Annotated in this window: 14 protein-coding genes and 1 tRNA gene; 11 read left to right on the forward strand and 4 right to left on the reverse strand. The window is 72.2% G+C overall.

Features of this window, described 5'->3' with window-relative positions:
* Positions 1 to 277 precede the first annotated feature (277 nt).
* Entirely contained in the window at positions 278 to 1,447 is a 1,170-nt protein-coding gene (locus OHB44_RS17120; protein ID WP_330437513.1) for a DDE-type integrase/transposase/recombinase, read from the reverse strand.
* Positions 1,448 to 2,250: 803 nt separating this feature from the next.
* On the opposite strand from OHB44_RS17120, the gene fdh reads away from it, so the two are divergent.
* From fdh to OHB44_RS17170, 10 genes are all read left to right on the forward strand, one after another.
* Positions 2,251 to 5,523: a formate dehydrogenase gene (gene fdh / locus OHB44_RS17125; protein WP_330437514.1), complete on the forward strand. Its 3,273-nt coding sequence runs from the start codon at positions 2,251 to 2,253 to the stop codon at positions 5,521 to 5,523.
* Positions 5,513 to 6,481, forward strand: coding sequence for a 4Fe-4S dicluster domain-containing protein (locus OHB44_RS17130; RefSeq protein ID WP_330437515.1), 969 nt, complete (start codon positions 5,513 to 5,515; stop codon positions 6,479 to 6,481). Before fdh ends, OHB44_RS17130 begins: the two co-directional genes overlap by 11 nt.
* Entirely contained in the window at positions 6,478 to 7,713 is a 1,236-nt protein-coding gene (gene nrfD / locus OHB44_RS17135; protein ID WP_330437516.1) for an NrfD/PsrC family molybdoenzyme membrane anchor subunit, read from the forward strand. Before OHB44_RS17130 ends, nrfD begins: the two co-directional genes overlap by 4 nt.
* Positions 7,714 to 7,726: 13 nt before the next feature.
* Positions 7,727 to 7,822: transfer RNA gene (locus OHB44_RS17140), tRNA-Sec, on the forward strand.
* A 23-nt stretch (positions 7,823 to 7,845) separates the two neighbouring features.
* Positions 7,846 to 9,150, forward strand: a complete 1,305-nt coding sequence (gene selA / locus OHB44_RS17145) for an L-seryl-tRNA(Sec) selenium transferase (RefSeq protein WP_330437517.1) — start codon at positions 7,846 to 7,848, stop codon at positions 9,148 to 9,150.
* Between the two features lie 2 nt (positions 9,151 to 9,152).
* Positions 9,153 to 10,952 (forward strand): selenocysteine-specific translation elongation factor, encoded by a 1,800-nt coding sequence (gene selB, locus OHB44_RS17150; RefSeq protein ID WP_330437518.1) that lies wholly within the window; start codon positions 9,153 to 9,155, stop codon positions 10,950 to 10,952.
* A 54-nt stretch (positions 10,953 to 11,006) separates the two neighbouring features.
* A complete protein-coding gene (locus OHB44_RS17155) occupies positions 11,007 to 11,762 on the forward strand; it encodes a hypothetical protein (RefSeq protein WP_330437519.1) in 756 nt (251 codons plus the stop codon).
* A gap of 55 nt (positions 11,763 to 11,817) precedes the next feature.
* On the forward strand, positions 11,818 to 12,015 hold the full coding sequence (locus OHB44_RS17160) for a hypothetical protein (protein WP_030327722.1): 198 nt from the start codon (positions 11,818 to 11,820) through the stop codon (positions 12,013 to 12,015).
* Positions 12,016 to 12,094: 79 nt separating this feature from the next.
* Complete coding sequence (locus OHB44_RS17165; protein WP_238685681.1) at positions 12,095 to 13,372, forward strand: hemolysin family protein; 1,278 nt, start codon at positions 12,095 to 12,097, stop codon at positions 13,370 to 13,372.
* A gap of 101 nt (positions 13,373 to 13,473) precedes the next feature.
* Complete coding sequence (locus tag OHB44_RS17170; protein WP_036410487.1) at positions 13,474 to 13,659, forward strand: hypothetical protein; 186 nt, start codon at positions 13,474 to 13,476, stop codon at positions 13,657 to 13,659.
* A gap of 5 nt (positions 13,660 to 13,664) precedes the next feature.
* Here OHB44_RS17170 and OHB44_RS17175 read toward each other — a convergent pair whose 3' ends face one another.
* Positions 13,665 to 14,315, reverse strand: a complete 651-nt coding sequence (locus OHB44_RS17175) for a hypothetical protein (RefSeq protein ID WP_266302533.1) — start codon at positions 14,313 to 14,315, stop codon at positions 13,665 to 13,667.
* A gap of 134 nt (positions 14,316 to 14,449) precedes the next feature.
* Here OHB44_RS17175 and OHB44_RS17180 point away from each other — a divergent pair, with 134 nt between their 5' ends.
* Entirely contained in the window at positions 14,450 to 14,653 is a 204-nt protein-coding gene (locus OHB44_RS17180) for a hypothetical protein (RefSeq protein ID WP_238685679.1), read from the forward strand.
* A gap of 8 nt (positions 14,654 to 14,661) precedes the next feature.
* Here the strand turns inward: OHB44_RS17180 and OHB44_RS17185 are convergent, their stop codons facing one another.
* Both OHB44_RS17185 and OHB44_RS17190 read right to left on the reverse strand, forming a co-directional pair.
* On the reverse strand, positions 14,662 to 15,138 hold the full coding sequence (locus OHB44_RS17185; protein WP_238685678.1) for a hypothetical protein: 477 nt from the start codon (positions 15,136 to 15,138) through the stop codon (positions 14,662 to 14,664).
* On the reverse strand, positions 15,135 to 15,347 hold the full coding sequence (locus OHB44_RS17190) for a phosphatidylethanolamine-binding protein (RefSeq protein ID WP_088948250.1): 213 nt from the start codon (positions 15,345 to 15,347) through the stop codon (positions 15,135 to 15,137). Before OHB44_RS17190 ends, OHB44_RS17185 begins: the two co-directional genes overlap by 4 nt.
* Positions 15,348 to 15,419: the final 72 nt, after the last annotated feature.

Raw genomic sequence — 15,419 nt, forward strand, 5'->3', positions numbered from 1 at the left:
ACACCAGGACACCGACCGCTGGCCGGCACCCGCAACCCGGGGTGCCGGCCAGCGGCACTTACGTTTCCGTGTGCGGCAGGCACCCGGCGTCGCGGACCGTCGCGACGCCGGGTGCCCGTTCAAAGCGGGCGCGACGCCGGGTGCCCCTCCGAAACGGATGGCGCAGTCCGGTCGATGGCTGCGAGCAGATCTTGGACAGTTTCCGTTCCGCGCGAACTGTGCTGTCCCGAGACATGTGTCAAGGGGAAGTCCCGATAGATGTGTCAGGTGTTGTTGATCAGGCTGCTCGGGTGAGGCTGATGTAGGTCCGGTCGGGGGCGAGGTGGAAGTGGCCGAGGGGTTGGCCGTCGTGGTGGTAGATGGTGATCCGGTTTTGGTCGCGGATGGCGGTGACGGTGGCGCCGGCGTGGGTGGTGCCGACGCTGGTGCGGTGTCCGGCGACGGTGATGGCGCCGGTGCTGCCGACCCGGCAGCGGTGCAGGGTGGCGTCGGTCTGCATCGGGAGGCTGGCTGGCCCGCCGAGGCTGGGCGCGTCTGTCCATGCCTGGGCGGGGGTGGCGCGTTGTGGCAGGGCGCTGTGGCGTCGTTGGGTGTTGTAGTAGCGGCGGTAGACGTCCAGCAGGTTCTGCAGCTCCGCGCGGGTGCTGGGGGTGGGTTGGGTGCTCAACCATTTCTTGAGGGTTTGGTGGTGGCGTTCGACCTTGCCGCAGGTTTGCGGATGGTAGGGGCTGGAATTGATCGGCCGGACATTGTGGTCCAGGAGGCACTGGACGAATGTGGAGATCGATCCGGGCCGGGTCAGTCGGCTGGTGAACGCGGTGCCGTTGTCGGACAACACGATCGCCGGGGCGCCGTACTCGTCGAACGCCTGCCTGACCGCGGTGACCGCGCCTTCGGCGGTCTCCGCGATCGTCGTGTAACAGCCGACGAGGGTTCGGGTGCAGTCGTCCAGGACGTCGAAGACCGCGGCGAGGCTGCCGTCGGCGAGCCGAACGTTCGTGGCGTCGATCTGGTAGCAGTCCCGGGGCCGGGCGTAGACGAACCGCCGAAACGAGCTGCGCGGCCGTTTCGCCGGGTTCCGCTCCAGCAGGTCATGCCGGGCCAGGACCCGGTTGATCGTCGACCTTGACGGCACCCGCCACACCGCACCGGTAGCGGCATGCACCTCGATCAGGGCATCGCGGATGAAGTCAGCCCCGTTGTCCAGGCCGAGTTCGACGCGCAGCTTGCAGATCCAGGCGTCCAACTCCGGTGGCGTCACCCGCGGACTGCTCCGCGGCCGCCGGGACCGCTCATGCCACTCGCCCACGTCCCGGATCCGCGCCTGATGCCGGTACACGGTACGGACCGACACCCCATGCTCACGCGCGAACTCGGCCGCGTTGATCCGCACTCCAGCAGCCAACTGCGCATCGAGCAGATTCATGACATGCCGCCGAGAAGCCATGCCCGGCACCATGGACCAGCACGCCCAAGATCCCCACCAAGTGACACATGTATCGGGACTTCAACACTGACAGATGTCATGGGACTGAATAGTTCCGCGCGAACGGAAACTGTCCAAGATCTCGTGGAACATGGCCGAAGCGCGCGGCGATGGCGGGTGTCGTGGTCGTGAGGCGACCGGCGTGCAGCCATGGAACCCGCCGGCGGGACGGCCCAGTGAGCGGCGGGCGCTGAGACCGGTCGACCCCCACCACGGCCGCCAGGCACCGACCGACGCCAGCCACTGGCCGACGCCAGCACGGACGCCAGCCACTGACCGTCGCCGGGCACTGACCGCAGCCGGGCACTGACCGCCGCCGGGCACCGGCCGCCGCCAGGCACTGACCGCCGCCAGCGACTGACCGCCGCCAGTCGGCGGTGCGGCGGGAGCGGCGTGGATCGGCCGTGGCCATCGGTGGGGCAGCACGGCACCACTGTGGGGCGGGGTGCGGTGTGATCGCCACCGGTGGGACGGCCGGGCGAGGATCGGATGGGTGGAGCCGGGGAACAACGCGGGGTGCGGGCTGGTTGTGGGGGGTGTCGGTGTGACTCAGTGTCCCCGGGCCTCACCTAATATCGCCTTCGCGGAATACCGTTCGGCTGGAGCCGCGTCGTGCCACTCGCCGAGAGGCGACCTGCACACCGACACCAGCGCCGCCCCCGGCCCACCGGCCGGGGGCGGCGCTGTCGTGCGTCCTCGGTTCGCGAACCTGTCTCAGTTGACCTATCTTCAGAGGGTCGCTCGCGTGGGAGGGGGTGTCGGGGTTGGGGTTACGGACCTTTATCGAGGGATGGCCGGTCTATCGCCAGCTCACCGGCACGGACCCGCTGGGCCGGGGTGCGGCGGCGAAGTCCGACGGGTCCCGCGCGCTCACCGCCCGCACCGATACCGCCGACAGCGTCGCCCGTTCGGTCTGCCCGTACTGCGCTGTTGGGTGTGGTCAGCGGGTGTTCGTGAAGGACGGGCAGGTCAGTCAGATCGAGGGTGATCCGGACAGCCCGATCTCGCGGGGTCGGCTCTGTCCGAAGGGTTCGGCGAGCAAGAGCCTGGTGACCAGCCCGCTGCGGCAGACCACGGTCCGCTACCGCCGGCCGTACTCGACCCAGTGGGAGGATCTGGAGCTCGACACCGCGATCGACATGATCGCCGACCGGATCCTCGCCGCCCGCGAGCAGACCTGGGAGGACGTCGACACGCAGGGCCGGCCGCTCAACCGGACGCTGGGTATCTCCAGTCTGGGTGGGGCGACGCTGGACAACGAGGAGAACTACCTCATCAAGAAGTTGTTCACCGCGATGGGGGCGCTCCAGATCGAGAACCAGGCCCGTATTTGACACTCCGCCACCGTCCCCGGTCTGGGGGCCAGCTTCGGTCGTGGCGGTGCGACGGATTTCCAGCAGGACATCGCCAACGCTGACGTGATCGTCATCCAGGGTTCGAACATGGCTGAGGCGCACCCGGTGGGTTTCCAGTGGGTGATGGAGGCCAAGCGCAAGGGTGCGAAGGTCTTCCACGTCGATCCACGGTTCACCAGGACGAGTGCGGTCGCGGATGAGTACCTGTCGATCCGGGCGGGCACGGACATCGCGCTGCTCGGCGGGGTGGTGCGCTACATCCTGGACAACGAGTTGGACTTCCGGGAGTACGTGCTCGCTTACACCAACGCGGCGACGATCGTCAGCGAAGAGTTCAGCGACACCGAGGACGGCGACGGCTTCTTCTCCGGCTTCGACCCCGAGACCGGCACCTACGTGCAGGACAGCTGGCAGCCCGAGGGGCACGAGGGTTCGTCGGGCAGTGGGCACACCGCCCAGGAGCGGGACAGCGCCGCGGGGTTGACGCACGAGTCGCACGGCGCGCCGGTGGGCGGGCAGACCCGGCGCGATGAGACGTTGCAGCATCCGCGCTGCGTCTATCAGATCCTCAAGCGACACTTCGCCCGTTACACCCCGGAGATGGTGGAGCGGGTCTGCGGTATTTCGCAGGCGCAGTTCCTGGAGTTGGCGCGGGCGTGGACGGCGAACTCCGGCCGGGACCGCACCGGCATGCTGATCTACTCTGTTGGCTGGACGCAGCACAGTGTGGGTGTGCAGTACATCCGCACCGGCGCGATCATCCAGCTCCTGCTGGGCAACATGGGTCGCCCGGGTGGCGGGGTCATGGCGCTTCGTGGCCACGCCAGCATTCAGGGCTCGACCGACATTCCGACGTTGTTCAACCTGCTACCCGGTTATCTGCCGATGCCGCACCACGCCGAACACCCGAGCTTCGACGAGTGGGTGGACAGCATTCGCCATCCGGGGCAGAAGGGGTTCTGGGGTAACGCGCGGTCCTTCGCCGCCAGCCTGCTCAAGGCGTACTGGGGTGACGCGGCGACGCCGGAGAACGACTTCTGCTACGGCTACCTTCCTCGGCTGACCGGTGATCACGGCACCTACCAGCAGGTGCTCAACATGATCGACGGGAAGATCAAGGGGTACTTCCTGCTCGGGCAGAACCCGGCGGTCGGCTCCGCGCACGGTCGTGCGCAGCGGCTCGGGATGGCCAACCTCGACTGGTTGGTGGTCCGGGACCTCTTCATGATCGAGAGCGCGACGTTCTGGCAGAACGGCCCGGAGGTCGCCACCGGGGAGATCGTGCCGGAGGAGTGCCGCACTGAGGTGTTCTTCCTGCCCGCCGCGTCGCATGTGGAGAAGGAGGGCACGTTCACCCAGACGCAGCGGTTGTTGCAGTGGCGGGAGAAGGCCGTCGAGCCGCCGGGCGACGCCCGCTCCGAGCTGTGGTTCTTCTATCACCTGGGCCGCAAACTGCGGGAGAAGCTGGCCGACTCGCCGCTGCCGCGTGACCGCGCGCTGCTCGACCTCACCTGGGACTACCCCACGCACGGTCCGTACGCGGAGCCGAGCGCCGAGGCGGTGCTGCGCGAGATCAACGGGTACGACGTGGCGACCGGCAGCCCGCTGTCCGGTTTCGCCGAGGCCCGCGCTGACGGCTCCACAGCGATCGGTTGTTGGATCTACAGCGGGGTGTACGCCGACGGGGTGAACCAGGCGGCCCGGCGCAAGTCCCGGCACGAGCAGGACTGGGTGGCCGCCGAGTGGGGTTGGGCGTGGCCGGCGAACCGGCGCATCCTCTACAACCGTGCGTCCGCCGACCCGGACGGCAACCCGTGGTCCGAGCGCAAGCGGTACGTGTGGTGGGACGCGGAGAAGTCCGAGTGGACCGGTTACGACGTGCCGGACTTCGAGAAGACCAAGCCACCGTCGTACCGGCCGCCGGCCGGCGCGTCCGGGCCGGAGGGCATCGCGGGCGACGACCCGTTCGTCATGCAGGGCGACGGCAAGGGCTGGCTGTACGCGCCCAGCGGTGTCCTGGACGGGCCGCTGCCGACGCACTACGAGCCGGTGGAGTCGCCGGTGCGTAACCCGCTCTACGGTCAGCAGGCCAACCCGACCCGCAAGATGTACGCGCACCCGGTGAACTCGGTGAACCCGAGCCCGCCGCAGGAGCACGGCCAGGTGTTCCCGTACGTGTTCACTGTCAGCCGGCTCACCGAGCACCACACCGCCGGTGCGATGAGTCGGACGGTGTCACCGCTGGCCGAGCTGCAACCGGAGATGTTCGTCGAGGTGTCCCCGGCCCTGGCCGGTGAGGTCGGGCTGACGCATCTGGGCTGGGCGCATCTGGTCAGCGGCCGTGCGGTGATCGAGGCGAAGGTGCTGGTGACCGACCGGCTCACCCCGCTGCGGGTGGACGGTCGGATCATCCACCAGGTGTGGTTGCCGTACCACTTCGGTTTCGAGGGTCTGGTCACCGGCGACTCGGCCAACGACCTGTTCGGCATCAGCCTGGACCCGAACGTGCTGATCCAGGAGAGCAAGGTCGGCACCTGCGACGTGCGGCCGGGCCGTCGTCCCACCGGCCCGGCGTTGCTTGAGCTGGTTGCCGACTACCAGCGGCGCGCCGGGATCGTCCCCGGCCAGCACGCGCCGGCAGTGACCACCGACGACGAGGGGAAGGAGCACGGTGCTTCCTGACCCGAACAGCCTGTACGGCCCGCTGGACCCGGCGCCCGAGGCAGGTTATGAGAACGCGCCGCCCCGGATGGGGTTCTTCACCGACACCAGCGTCTGCATCGGTTGCAAGGCCTGTGAGGTCGCCTGCAAGGAGTGGAACGGCGTCCCGGAGAGCGGCCTGGACCTGCTCGGCATGTCGTACGACAACACCGGCGCGTTGACCGCGAACTCGTGGCGACACGTCGCGTTCATCGAGCAGCCCCGCCCGGCCGGGCATGGCGCCGCACCGGCGGACGTCCTCGGCGCGCCGGTCGACGCCGGCCCTGCCCAGCCGGTCGGCGGGGGGCCGCAGTTCCTGGGGATGCCGGGGGTCCAGCCTCCGGGCCGGGGCACTGGCGTCGAGGAGCGCACGGATTTCCGCTGGTTGATGATGTCGGACGTCTGCAAGCACTGCACGCATGCGGCCTGCCTGGACGTGTGTCCGACGGGTTCGTTGTTCCGCACCGAGTTCGGCACGGTGGTGGTGCAGGAGGACATCTGCAACGGGTGTGGGTACTGCATCTCGGCGTGTCCGTACGGGGTGATCGATCAGCGTAAGGACGACGGTCGGGCGTGGAAGTGCACGCTGTGCTACGACCGGTTGGGCGCGGGGATGACTCCGGCGTGCGCGCAGGCGTGTCCGACCGAGTCGATCCAGTACGGGCCCCTGGAGGAGTTGCGTGAACGCGCCGCCGTGCGGGTGGCGACGCTGCACGACCGGGGGGTCCCCGAGGCCCGCCTGTACGGGCACGACCCGAACGATGGCGTGGGCGGTGACGGGGCGTTCTTCCTGCTCCTGGACGAACCCGAGGTGTACGGGCTGCCGCCCGACCCGGTCGTGACCACGCGTGACCTGCCGAAGATGTGGAAGCGCGCCGGCCTCGCCGCTCTCGCCATGGCGGCGGCGACCGTCGCCGCGTTCGTCGGAGGTTCCTCATGACCCCACCCGGCCCCGTGGGCGACCGGTTCCGTCGTTTCCGGGAGCGCCTCGCCGCCGAGGGCGGCGACCGCCCACGGGTGAGCGACGACCGCCCCCGCACCGCGAGCGGCGCGGCGGCCACGAGCGGTGGCGACCATCCGGACGACACGGGCACCGCCGCCAGCAGCAGCCGGGGCGACCTGACGCCGCGGCGAAGCACCGAAGCCGGGGGCCGGCAGGGCCGGCGGGGCAGGCGGCGCGGCGGCGGTGAGGAACTGCGGGTGCCGGAGGCCGAGTTCACGTCCTACTACGGTCGGCCCGTTCTGAAGGGGCCGGTCTGGAAGTGGGACATCGCCGCGTACCTGTTCACCGGCGGGTTGGCAGCCGGCTCGTCGCTGCTGGCAGCGGGCGGGCAGCTCACCGGCCGGCCCGCGTTGCGGCGCGCCGGTCGGGTCACCGCGTTGGCCGCCGTCAGCGCCAGCGCCGTCTTCCTGGTGAAGGACCTGGGCCGGCCGGCGCGGTTCCACCACATGCTGCGGGTGGCCAAGCCGACCTCGCCGATGTCGATGGGTACCTGGATTCTCACCGCGTACGGGCCGGCGGCGGGCCTCGCCGCGATCGCCGAGGCGGCCGGTGTGCTGCCCCGGCACGGTCTGCTCGGGCTGGCCGGCCGGGCGTTGCCGCCGATCGGGCACGCCGCTGGGCTGCTCGCTGCCGGCACCGCGCCGGCGCTGGCCACGTACACCGGGGTGTTGCTGGCCGACACGGCGGTGCCGTCCTGGCATGAGGCGTACCCCGAGCTGCCGGTGATCTTCGCGGGCAGCGCGTTGGCCAGCGGCGCCGGCGTCGGTCTGCTCGCCGCGCCGCCGGCCCAGGCCGGGCCGGCCCGCCGGATGGCGGTGGCCGGCGCGGCCCTGGAGCTGTACGGCGCACATCGGGTGGAGACCCGCCTCGGCCTGCTCAGCGAGCCCTACCGGTTGGGCCGGCCGGGTCGGTTGCTGCGCGCGGGGCGGCTGCTGACCGTCGGCGGGGTGACGGGTGCTCTGCTGGGCCGGCGCAGTCGGGTGGTCGGGGCGCTCTCGGGGACCGCGCTGCTGGCCGCGTCGGTGCTGACCCGGTTCGGCATCTTCTACGGTGGCGTCGCCTCGGCCCGCGACCCCCGGTACACGGTGGTGCCGCAGCGCGAACGGGTCGAGGCACGGCGAAACGGCATGGATCTTCCAGCTGACCGGGCGGTCCCGCCCGCGGTGTGATCGAATGTCCGGTGGAGGCGTTCAGGCGGCTGGTGCCCCTCCCGGTCTTCAAAACCGGAGTGGTCCGGGACCCGGGCCAGGCGGGTTCGATTCCCGTCCGTCTCCGCCACACCGCTCGCAGGAGATGACGTGATGGGCGACGGCCCGGTGGACCCGCGACGTCGGGTGCCCCGTACGGACACGCTGCTCGCCGACCCGGTGCTGGCCGCCGCCACCGTGACCCTCGGCCGGGAGCAGGTCAAGGCGATCGTCTCCCACGCGCAGGGCCGCGCCCGCCGCGGTGAGCTCAACCCCGACGAGGTACGCGACGCGGCGGTCGCCGCGTTGCCCACGCCCGGCCCCCGGGTGGTGCTCAACGCCACCGGTGTCGTGCTGCACACCAACCTGGGTCGGGCGCCGTTGTCGTCCGCCGCTGTCGCCGCGGTGGTGGCCGCCGCCGGACACACCGACGTCGAGTTGGACCTGGCCACCGGCCGGCGGGCCCGCCGCGGCCGGGGCGCGCTCGACGCGCTGGCCGCCGCGGTGCCCGACGCGGGCGCCGTGCACGTGGTGAACAACGGCGCGGCCGCGTTGGTGCTGGCCGCCACCGCGTTGGCCGCCGGTCGGGAGATCGTGGTCAGCCGCGGCGAACTGGTCGAGATCGGCGACGGTTTCCGCCTGCCCGACCTGCTGGAGAGCACCGGTGCGCGGCTGCGCGAGGTGGGCACCACCAACCGCACCACCCTCGCCGACTACGCCGCCGCGCTCGGCCCGCAGACCGGCTTCGTGCTCAAGGTGCACCCGTCGAACTTCCGGGTCACCGGCTTCACCTCCGCCGTCGGGGTACGGCAACTGGCCACACTCGGGGTGCCGGTGGTCGCGGACATCGGCTCCGGGCTGCTCGCCGCCGACCCGCTGTTGCCCGACGAACCGGACGCGGCCAGCACCCTGCGCGCGGGCGCCGCGCTGGTCACCGCCAGCGGCGACAAGCTGCTCGGTGGGCCGCAGGCGGGGCTGCTGCTGGGTGACGTCGAGGTGATCGAGCGGTTGCGTCGCCACCCACTGGCGCGGGCGCTGCGGGTGGACAAGCTCACCCTGGCCGCGCTGGCCGCCACAGTGCACCAACCGGCCACCCCGACCCAGGCGGCGCTGCACGCCGACCCGGGTGCCCTGCGGGAACGGGTCGAGCGGCTGCGGGACCGGCTCGGCGCGGACGGCCGCAAGGCGGAGGTGGTGCCGGCCGTCGCGGTGGTCGGCGGGGGCGGCGCCCCCGGGGTGGAGTTGGACTCGTGGGCGTTGAGCCTGCCCGAGCGGTACGCGGCACCCCTGCGCACCGGAGACCCGCCGGTCCTCGGTCGGGTGGTGCGCGGCCGGCTCCTGCTCGACCTGCGCTGTGTGCCCGCCGACGCGGACGAGGCCGTCCGTGAGGCCGTGCTGCGCGTACCCGGGGAGGACTGAGCGTGTTCGTCGTCGCGACCGCCGGGCACGTCGACCACGGCAAGTCGACACTGGTCCGGGCGTTGACCGGGATGGAACCCGACCGGTGGGCCGAGGAACGGCGCCGGGGGATGACAATCGACCTGGGTTTCGCCTGGACGACGCTGCCGTCCGGCGGCACCGTCGCCTTCGTCGACGTACCCGGGCACGAGCGGTTCGTGCCGAACATGCTCGCCGGGGTCGGCCCGGTTCCGGCGGCGCTGATCGTGGTGGCCGCCGACGAGGGCTGGATGCCGCAGTCCGCCGAGCACCTGGCCGCGCTCGACGCGCTCGGCGTCGCGTACGGACTGCTCGCGGTGACCCGCGCGGACCTTGCCGACCCGGGGCCGGCGACGGCCCGCGCCCGCGCCGAGATCGCCGAGACCAGCCTCGGCGCGGTGCCGGCGGTGGCGGTCAGTGGCCTGACCGGCGCCGGCCTGCCGCAGCTGCGGGCGGCCCTGGACCAGCTCGCCGCCCAACTGCCCGCGCCGATGGTGGACGGCCCGGTTCGGCTGTGGGTGGACCGTAGCTTCACAGTGCGGGGCAGCGGCACCGTCGTCACCGGCACCCTCGGCGCCGGCCGGCTGCGGGTGGGCGACGAACTGGAGCTGGCCGGCGGCGACGAACCCGTCCGGGTCCGTGGCCTGCACTCGCTGGGCGAGGCTCGACCGGAGGCGGCGGCGGTCGCCCGGGTGGCGGTCAACCTGCGCGGTACGCCCCGCGACCGGCTCGGCCGGGGCGACGCGTTGCTCACCCCGGGCCGGTTTCACCACACCGACCTGGTCGACGTCCGGCTCGCCGGCGACCCGGCCGCCGACCTGCCGGCCACCCTCACCCTGCACGTCGGGTCGGCGGCGGTGCCGGTACGGGTACGTCCACTCGGCCCGGACACCGTCCGGCTGCGGCTGGCCCGCCCACTGCCGTTGCTGGTGGGTGACCGGGCGCTGCTGCGGGACCCGGGCCGCCACCACGTCAGCGGCGGGGTACGGGTGCTGGACGTGGCACCTCCACCGCTGGGCCGACGGGGTGCGGCCGCCGCCCGCGCCCAGGTCCTCGCCGAGTTGGACGGTCGACCCGACCTGGCGGGGGAGCTGCGCCGTCGCCGGCTGATCCGGGCCGGCGCGTTGATCCGCATGGGTGTGCCGGTGCAAGACCTGCCGGTGCACGCCGAGCCGATGCGAGACGGGCCGGTATACGCCGAGCCGGTGGCCGGTGACTGGCTGGCCGACCCCGCACACTGGCGGCGGCTCGGTGAGCAGTTGACCGAGGAGGTCGCCCGGCACGCGCGGGAACACCCGTTGGAGGCCGGGATGCCAGTGGACGCGCTGCGTCAACGCCTCGCCCTGCCCGACCGGGTGCTGGTCGAGGCGCTGGTCCGGCCGCCGTTGCGGATTCACGCCGGTCGGGTCGGGGCGGCGAGCGCCAACGCGCTGCCTGAACCGGTGGCTCTGGCCGTGCAACGGGTCCGCGCCGAGTACGGCGACCGGCCGTTCCGCGCCCCCGAAGCGGACCGCCTCGTCGACCTCGGCCTGGGCCCCCGGGAGATCGGCGCCGCGGTGCGGGCCGGTGCCCTGCTGCGGCTGGCCGACAACGTGGTGCTGCTGCCCGACGTGCTCGACGACGCGGTCCGCGTGTTGGCCGGGTTGCCGCAGCCATTCACGCTGTCCGCGGCCCGGCAGGCGTTGGACACCACCCGCCGGGTGGCGGTGCCCCTGCTGGAGTTGCTGGACCGGCGGGGCGCGACCCGTCGGCTGCCCGACGACGCCCGCATCGTCGTCACCTGAGCGCGTACGCCTTCCGGGGCTGACAGGGTTGCGCTGAGGTGCGACCGTGGCGGAATGCTCGAGGTGTCCCCGTCCCCGTCCCCGTCGCGGCGTCTCGGTGGTGGGTGGCGTGCGGTCGTCCCGGTGGTGCTGCGCTGGGCGCTGCCGGTGCTGTGGGTGCTGTGGGCACCTCTGGCGTGGTGGGTCGAGCCCGGCGAGTCGACCGAGGCCCAGCTCGACCGGGATCTCGCGACTGGCCAGGTGGTGGCATTCCAGCGGGCGTCCGGCTGGGCGGACGCCGGCGCGCACTGGGGGAGCCGGCCCCGACCGCAGTATGCGACGAACGGCGGAATGCTCGTCTGGACCGTGCCGAACGGCCAGAGCCGGTACACCTTCGGCGCACCGCCTGCCGGGGATTCGTACCTCGCCGATCCAGACCCGTCGGTGGGCGCCGCGCCGAGCTGGCGGGACGCCCAGCTCGCCACGATCTCCGCCGCGGGCAGCGTGGACGGGGGCCCCGGGCAGCGGATCGGGAACGCTGCGGCTCTGCTCGCCGGTGTGCTGACCGTGCTGTGGCTGGGCCGGTTGATCGGTGGCGCGCCGCCGCTGGCGGGCACCCGGTGGTTCTGGTTCTGGGTGGGTCTGTTGCCGTTCGGGGTGGGTGTGCTGGCCTGGACGTACCGGGAGCTGTGGAGACCACCGCCGGTGCCGGTGCCCGGCCGGGGCTCGGGGTGGCGTGGCGTCGGCTGGCTGATCCTCGCCGCCGTCGGCATCAGCCTCCTGGTGTCCGTCGCCCGCATCGTGTTCGGGACGGGCGTGGTGCCGGGCTGAGCCGGTGCCCGGCCAACCGGCCCCGAGGTCGACGCCGGTCACCTACGGTGACGCCATGGACCCTTCAGCGGTCTGGCGGGACCGGCAGCACCGGTGGCGGATCGAGGCGTACCGCGCGCCGGACCTGCGCTTCGCCATCTACGCCACCAACGGCCCCACCGAGTCGGTGCCGCTGTGGCTGTTCGGGATGTCGGCGCTGGCCCGGTGGCTGATGACCCACGCCATCTCGCTGGACGACCTGGAGGTCGACTGAGCGGGGGCGCGGTCGCAAACCGGCCCGCGCCGCGCCGCGCTGCGGTTGAGTGACCTCAGGCGGCGGACGGGGGTACGCGATGGGCGGTCAGCTCGGGCAGTTGGCGTTGGTGGCCGTGCTGGTGCTGGTCAACGCCGCGCTCTCCGGCAGCGAGATGGCACTGGTGACCCTGCGGGAGGGGCAGTTGCGGCGGCTGGGTCGGCGCAGCCGCGCCGGCGACCGGTTGGTGCAGCTGTCCCGGGACCCGAACCGTTACCTGGCCACCATTCAGCTCGGCATCACCCTGGCGGGGTTCCTGGCCTCGGCGGCGGCCGCGGTGTCGTTGGCCTCTCCGCTGGTCGGGCCGTTGGGTTTCCTCGGCGGGGCGGCGCGTCCCGCCGCGGTGCTGCTCGTGACAGTTCTCCTGACGTTCGTCACGCTGGTGCTCGGGGAGTTGGCCCCGAAACGGCTGGCCATGCAGCGGGCCGAGCGTTGGGCGCTGCTGAGCGCCGGCCCGCTGGACCTGCTGGCTCGGGTGTCCCGGCCGGCGGTGTGGCTGCTCAGTCGGGCCACCGACACTGTCGTGCGACTCGCAGGTGGTGACCCGCGGGCCAACCGGGAGGAGATGACCGAGGAGGAGCTGCGGGAGATGCTGGCCAGCCAGCGCGGCCTGTCGGCCCAGCAGCGGGAGATCCTGACCGGCGCCTTCGACATCGCCGGCCGGACGCTGCGGGAGATCCTGGTGGCCCGGCGGGAGGTGACGACGCTGCCGGCCGCTCTGGCCGCCGATGAGGGGGTCCGACAGCTCGCCGCTGCCGGGCGGTCCCGCGCTCCCGTCACCGGGCCCGGCGGCCTGGACGAGGTGCTCGGGGTGGTGCACATCCGCGACCTGGTGCGGGCCGGCACCACTCCGGTGGGTGAGCGGGTCCGGGCGCCGCTGCTGCTGCCGGTGACCCTGCCGGTCGCCGACGCGATGCGTCAGCTGCGCCAGGAGCATCAGCAACTGGCCCTGGTGGTTGACGAGCACGGGGGCATCGACGGCATGGTCACCATGGAGGATCTGCTGGCCGAGGTGGTCGGCGAGTTGTACGACGAGACCGACCGGGACGTGCGCGGGGTCGTACGGGAACCGGACGGGTCGCTGCTGGTGCCCGGTGACTTCCCGCTGCACGACCTGCCCGACCTGGGGGTACGGCTGAGCTTTCCGTTGTCCCGGGATTACACGACGGTGGCTGGTCTGGTGCTGGCCCGACTGCGGCACCTGCCCGATGCCCCTGGTGAGACGGTGCGCCTGCCCGGGCTGACCCTGCAGGTGGTGGAGGTCGCCGACCGGGCGGTGCGCCGGGTGCGGCTCTGCGGGTTCGTCACCGAGCGTTGAGCGGTCACCCCAGAAGGCTGGCTGCTGAGCGGTCACCCAGAAGGCTGACAAAAGACCCAAATCGACGAAGCGGGGAACGCGGTACGCCTACGGTGCCAGACGTGAAGGACCGAGGGTTGCGTACGTTCGTCACGGTGCTGGCCGGCCTCGCGGTGATCTACTTCGGCAGCGCCGGCCGAAGCCCCGAGGAGGGCCGTGGCATCTCCGGCGGGGTGGTGGTCTTGGCGTTGCTCGCCGCTCTGCTGGTGTGGCACCTGACCCGTCCGGGGGACAAGACGGTCAAGTGAGCGCCTCAGCGGGCGGCGACGCGGGTGACCTCACCGGCGGACTCCTCACCCAGCGCCACCCGCACCAGCGCTGACGCGAGCCGGCCGAAGTCCGGTTCGTCGACGAGACCGGCGAGCCGATCCGGGGACCCCGGCAGACCCAGCCGCTTCGCCCCGGCCAAGGTCCGACGGTCGGCGTACGGGCGCACGTCCGACCAGACCGTCTGTGCCTCGCGCAGGTAGATGTCCGCGCCGGTGGGGCCGATGCCGGGAAACTCGGTGAGCCGTCGCCGCAGCCCGGCCGGGTCGCCCTGCGCCTCCCGGTGCAGGCGTCGCAGGTCACCGTGCCAGCGGTCCAGGCACAGTCGGGCGCCGGTGCCGAGCATGGTGGCGGTCCGCTCGTCGTAGCGGCGGTAGTGGCCCCGGCCCAGCGCGTCGACGCGCTCCTGCCAACTGGCCGCCTCCATGGCCTGTGGGGTGCGGTAGCCGGCGGCGAACAGCTCTCGCGCGGCGTCCACCGCTATGCACGCGCGGATCCGGGTGCTCAGCAGCGTGGTCAGCACCAGCAGCTGATACAGCGGTCCCGGCCGGTCGGCGAGCCGGATGCCGGCTTCCTCCGCGTACGTGCGGCCACGCCGGTCGAGCAGCACCCGCACCACACGTCGGTCATTGCCCACCCCGTCGGGTTACCCACTTGAGGACCCGCTAGCCGTCGTGCCGCTGACCGTGGCCGGAATGCCGTCGGGGCGGGCGGGTATGCCGAGGCGTGGAGGCGGTCGATGCCGCCCCCGTACCCGGAAGGGAGACACCCGTGGTCAATCCGCAGCAGGAAGAGTTCCGCCGCAACGCCAAGGGCGCCACCAGCCAGGACAGCAAGGGGCCTACGCCGACTGGACACCCGCTCAACAGTGGGTCCTCGCGTGGGGACGCCGGTCGACCGGTGCCCAAGGGGCAGGTGTCGCCGTACGGCCCGGCCGGTGAGCCGGTGGCCGAGGACGACAGCGACACCCGCTGACCGTTGGGTTAGCGACCGCGGACTGGCGGCCGCCGCAACCTGTTCCAGGTGGCGGCGGCCGCCAGTCCGTACGCGAGGTGCGGGATGATGTCGGAGATCCAGTCGGAGCGCCTCCACGTACGCGGGTCGCTGATCCCGAGCGCTGTGATCGACCCGTCGGTCATGGTCATCACGCCCGCGCCGAGCAGGCCGGTGGCCACCGGCAACGGCTGACGTCGTCCACCGGCGTAGAGCGCGAACCCGACGCCCGCGGCGACGCCCAGGCCGTAACCGATCAGCGGCCCGAGGCCCGAGCGGCGGTTGGCCGCCCGGCCGTCGGACCCAAGGCTGACGTGCGCGATCCCGGCCAGCCGGTCGACGGTCTCCTGGGGGACGTCGCTCTCCGGACGTCCCCGTAGCGCCATGTCGAGAAAGCTGACCACGTTCAACGCGGTACTGCCGACGGCGCCAGCGATGGCGCCGTCGGCCACGTCGACAGTCCTCACTTCGGGTCGCCCGGTTCGCGCTCGCTCTTCGGGCCGTACGTCCGCTCACCGCGCACCACGCCCCGTTGACCGCGATCCTCCTGGAGGATCCGGTTCGCGACCTGGTTGGCCTTGCCGTCGGGTACTCGGCGCCCGGAGTCGTCGATCGCGTTGCGCAACCGCGCGCGCTGCTTGTCGTACGCGTTACTGCCCGGCCGTGGTCCTGGCATCTGTGCCTCCTTCGTCGGTCTGGGCACCTGGTGCTGCCCACCGTCCGCTGGGCGTACCGCGGCCGTCTACCC

Source organism: Micromonospora sp. NBC_00821, from assembly GCF_036347035.1.
Classification (GTDB): domain Bacteria; phylum Actinomycetota; class Actinomycetes; order Mycobacteriales; family Micromonosporaceae; genus Micromonospora; species Micromonospora hortensis.

Bases quoted from the DNA above. Each gene is read 5' to 3' on its own strand.
- selA (WP_330437517.1), top strand. From the start codon at position 7,846: ATGGGCGACGGCCCGGTGGACCCGCGACGTCGGGTGCCCCGTACGGAC.
- OHB44_RS17160 (WP_030327722.1), top strand. From the start codon at position 11,818: ATGGACCCTTCAGCGGTCTGGCGGGACCGGCAGCACCGGTGGCGGATC.
- nrfD (WP_330437516.1), top strand. From the start codon at position 6,478: ATGACCCCACCCGGCCCCGTGGGCGACCGGTTCCGTCGTTTCCGGGAG.
- OHB44_RS17120 (WP_330437513.1), bottom strand. From the start codon at position 1,447: ATGGCTTCTCGGCGGCATGTCATGAATCTGCTCGATGCGCAGTTGGCT.
- OHB44_RS17155 (WP_330437519.1), top strand. From the start codon at position 11,007: ATGCTCGAGGTGTCCCCGTCCCCGTCCCCGTCGCGGCGTCTCGGTGGT.
- OHB44_RS17190 (WP_088948250.1), bottom strand. From the start codon at position 15,347: ATGCCAGGACCACGGCCGGGCAGTAACGCGTACGACAAGCAGCGCGCG.
- OHB44_RS17165 (WP_238685681.1), top strand. From the start codon at position 12,095: ATGGGCGGTCAGCTCGGGCAGTTGGCGTTGGTGGCCGTGCTGGTGCTG.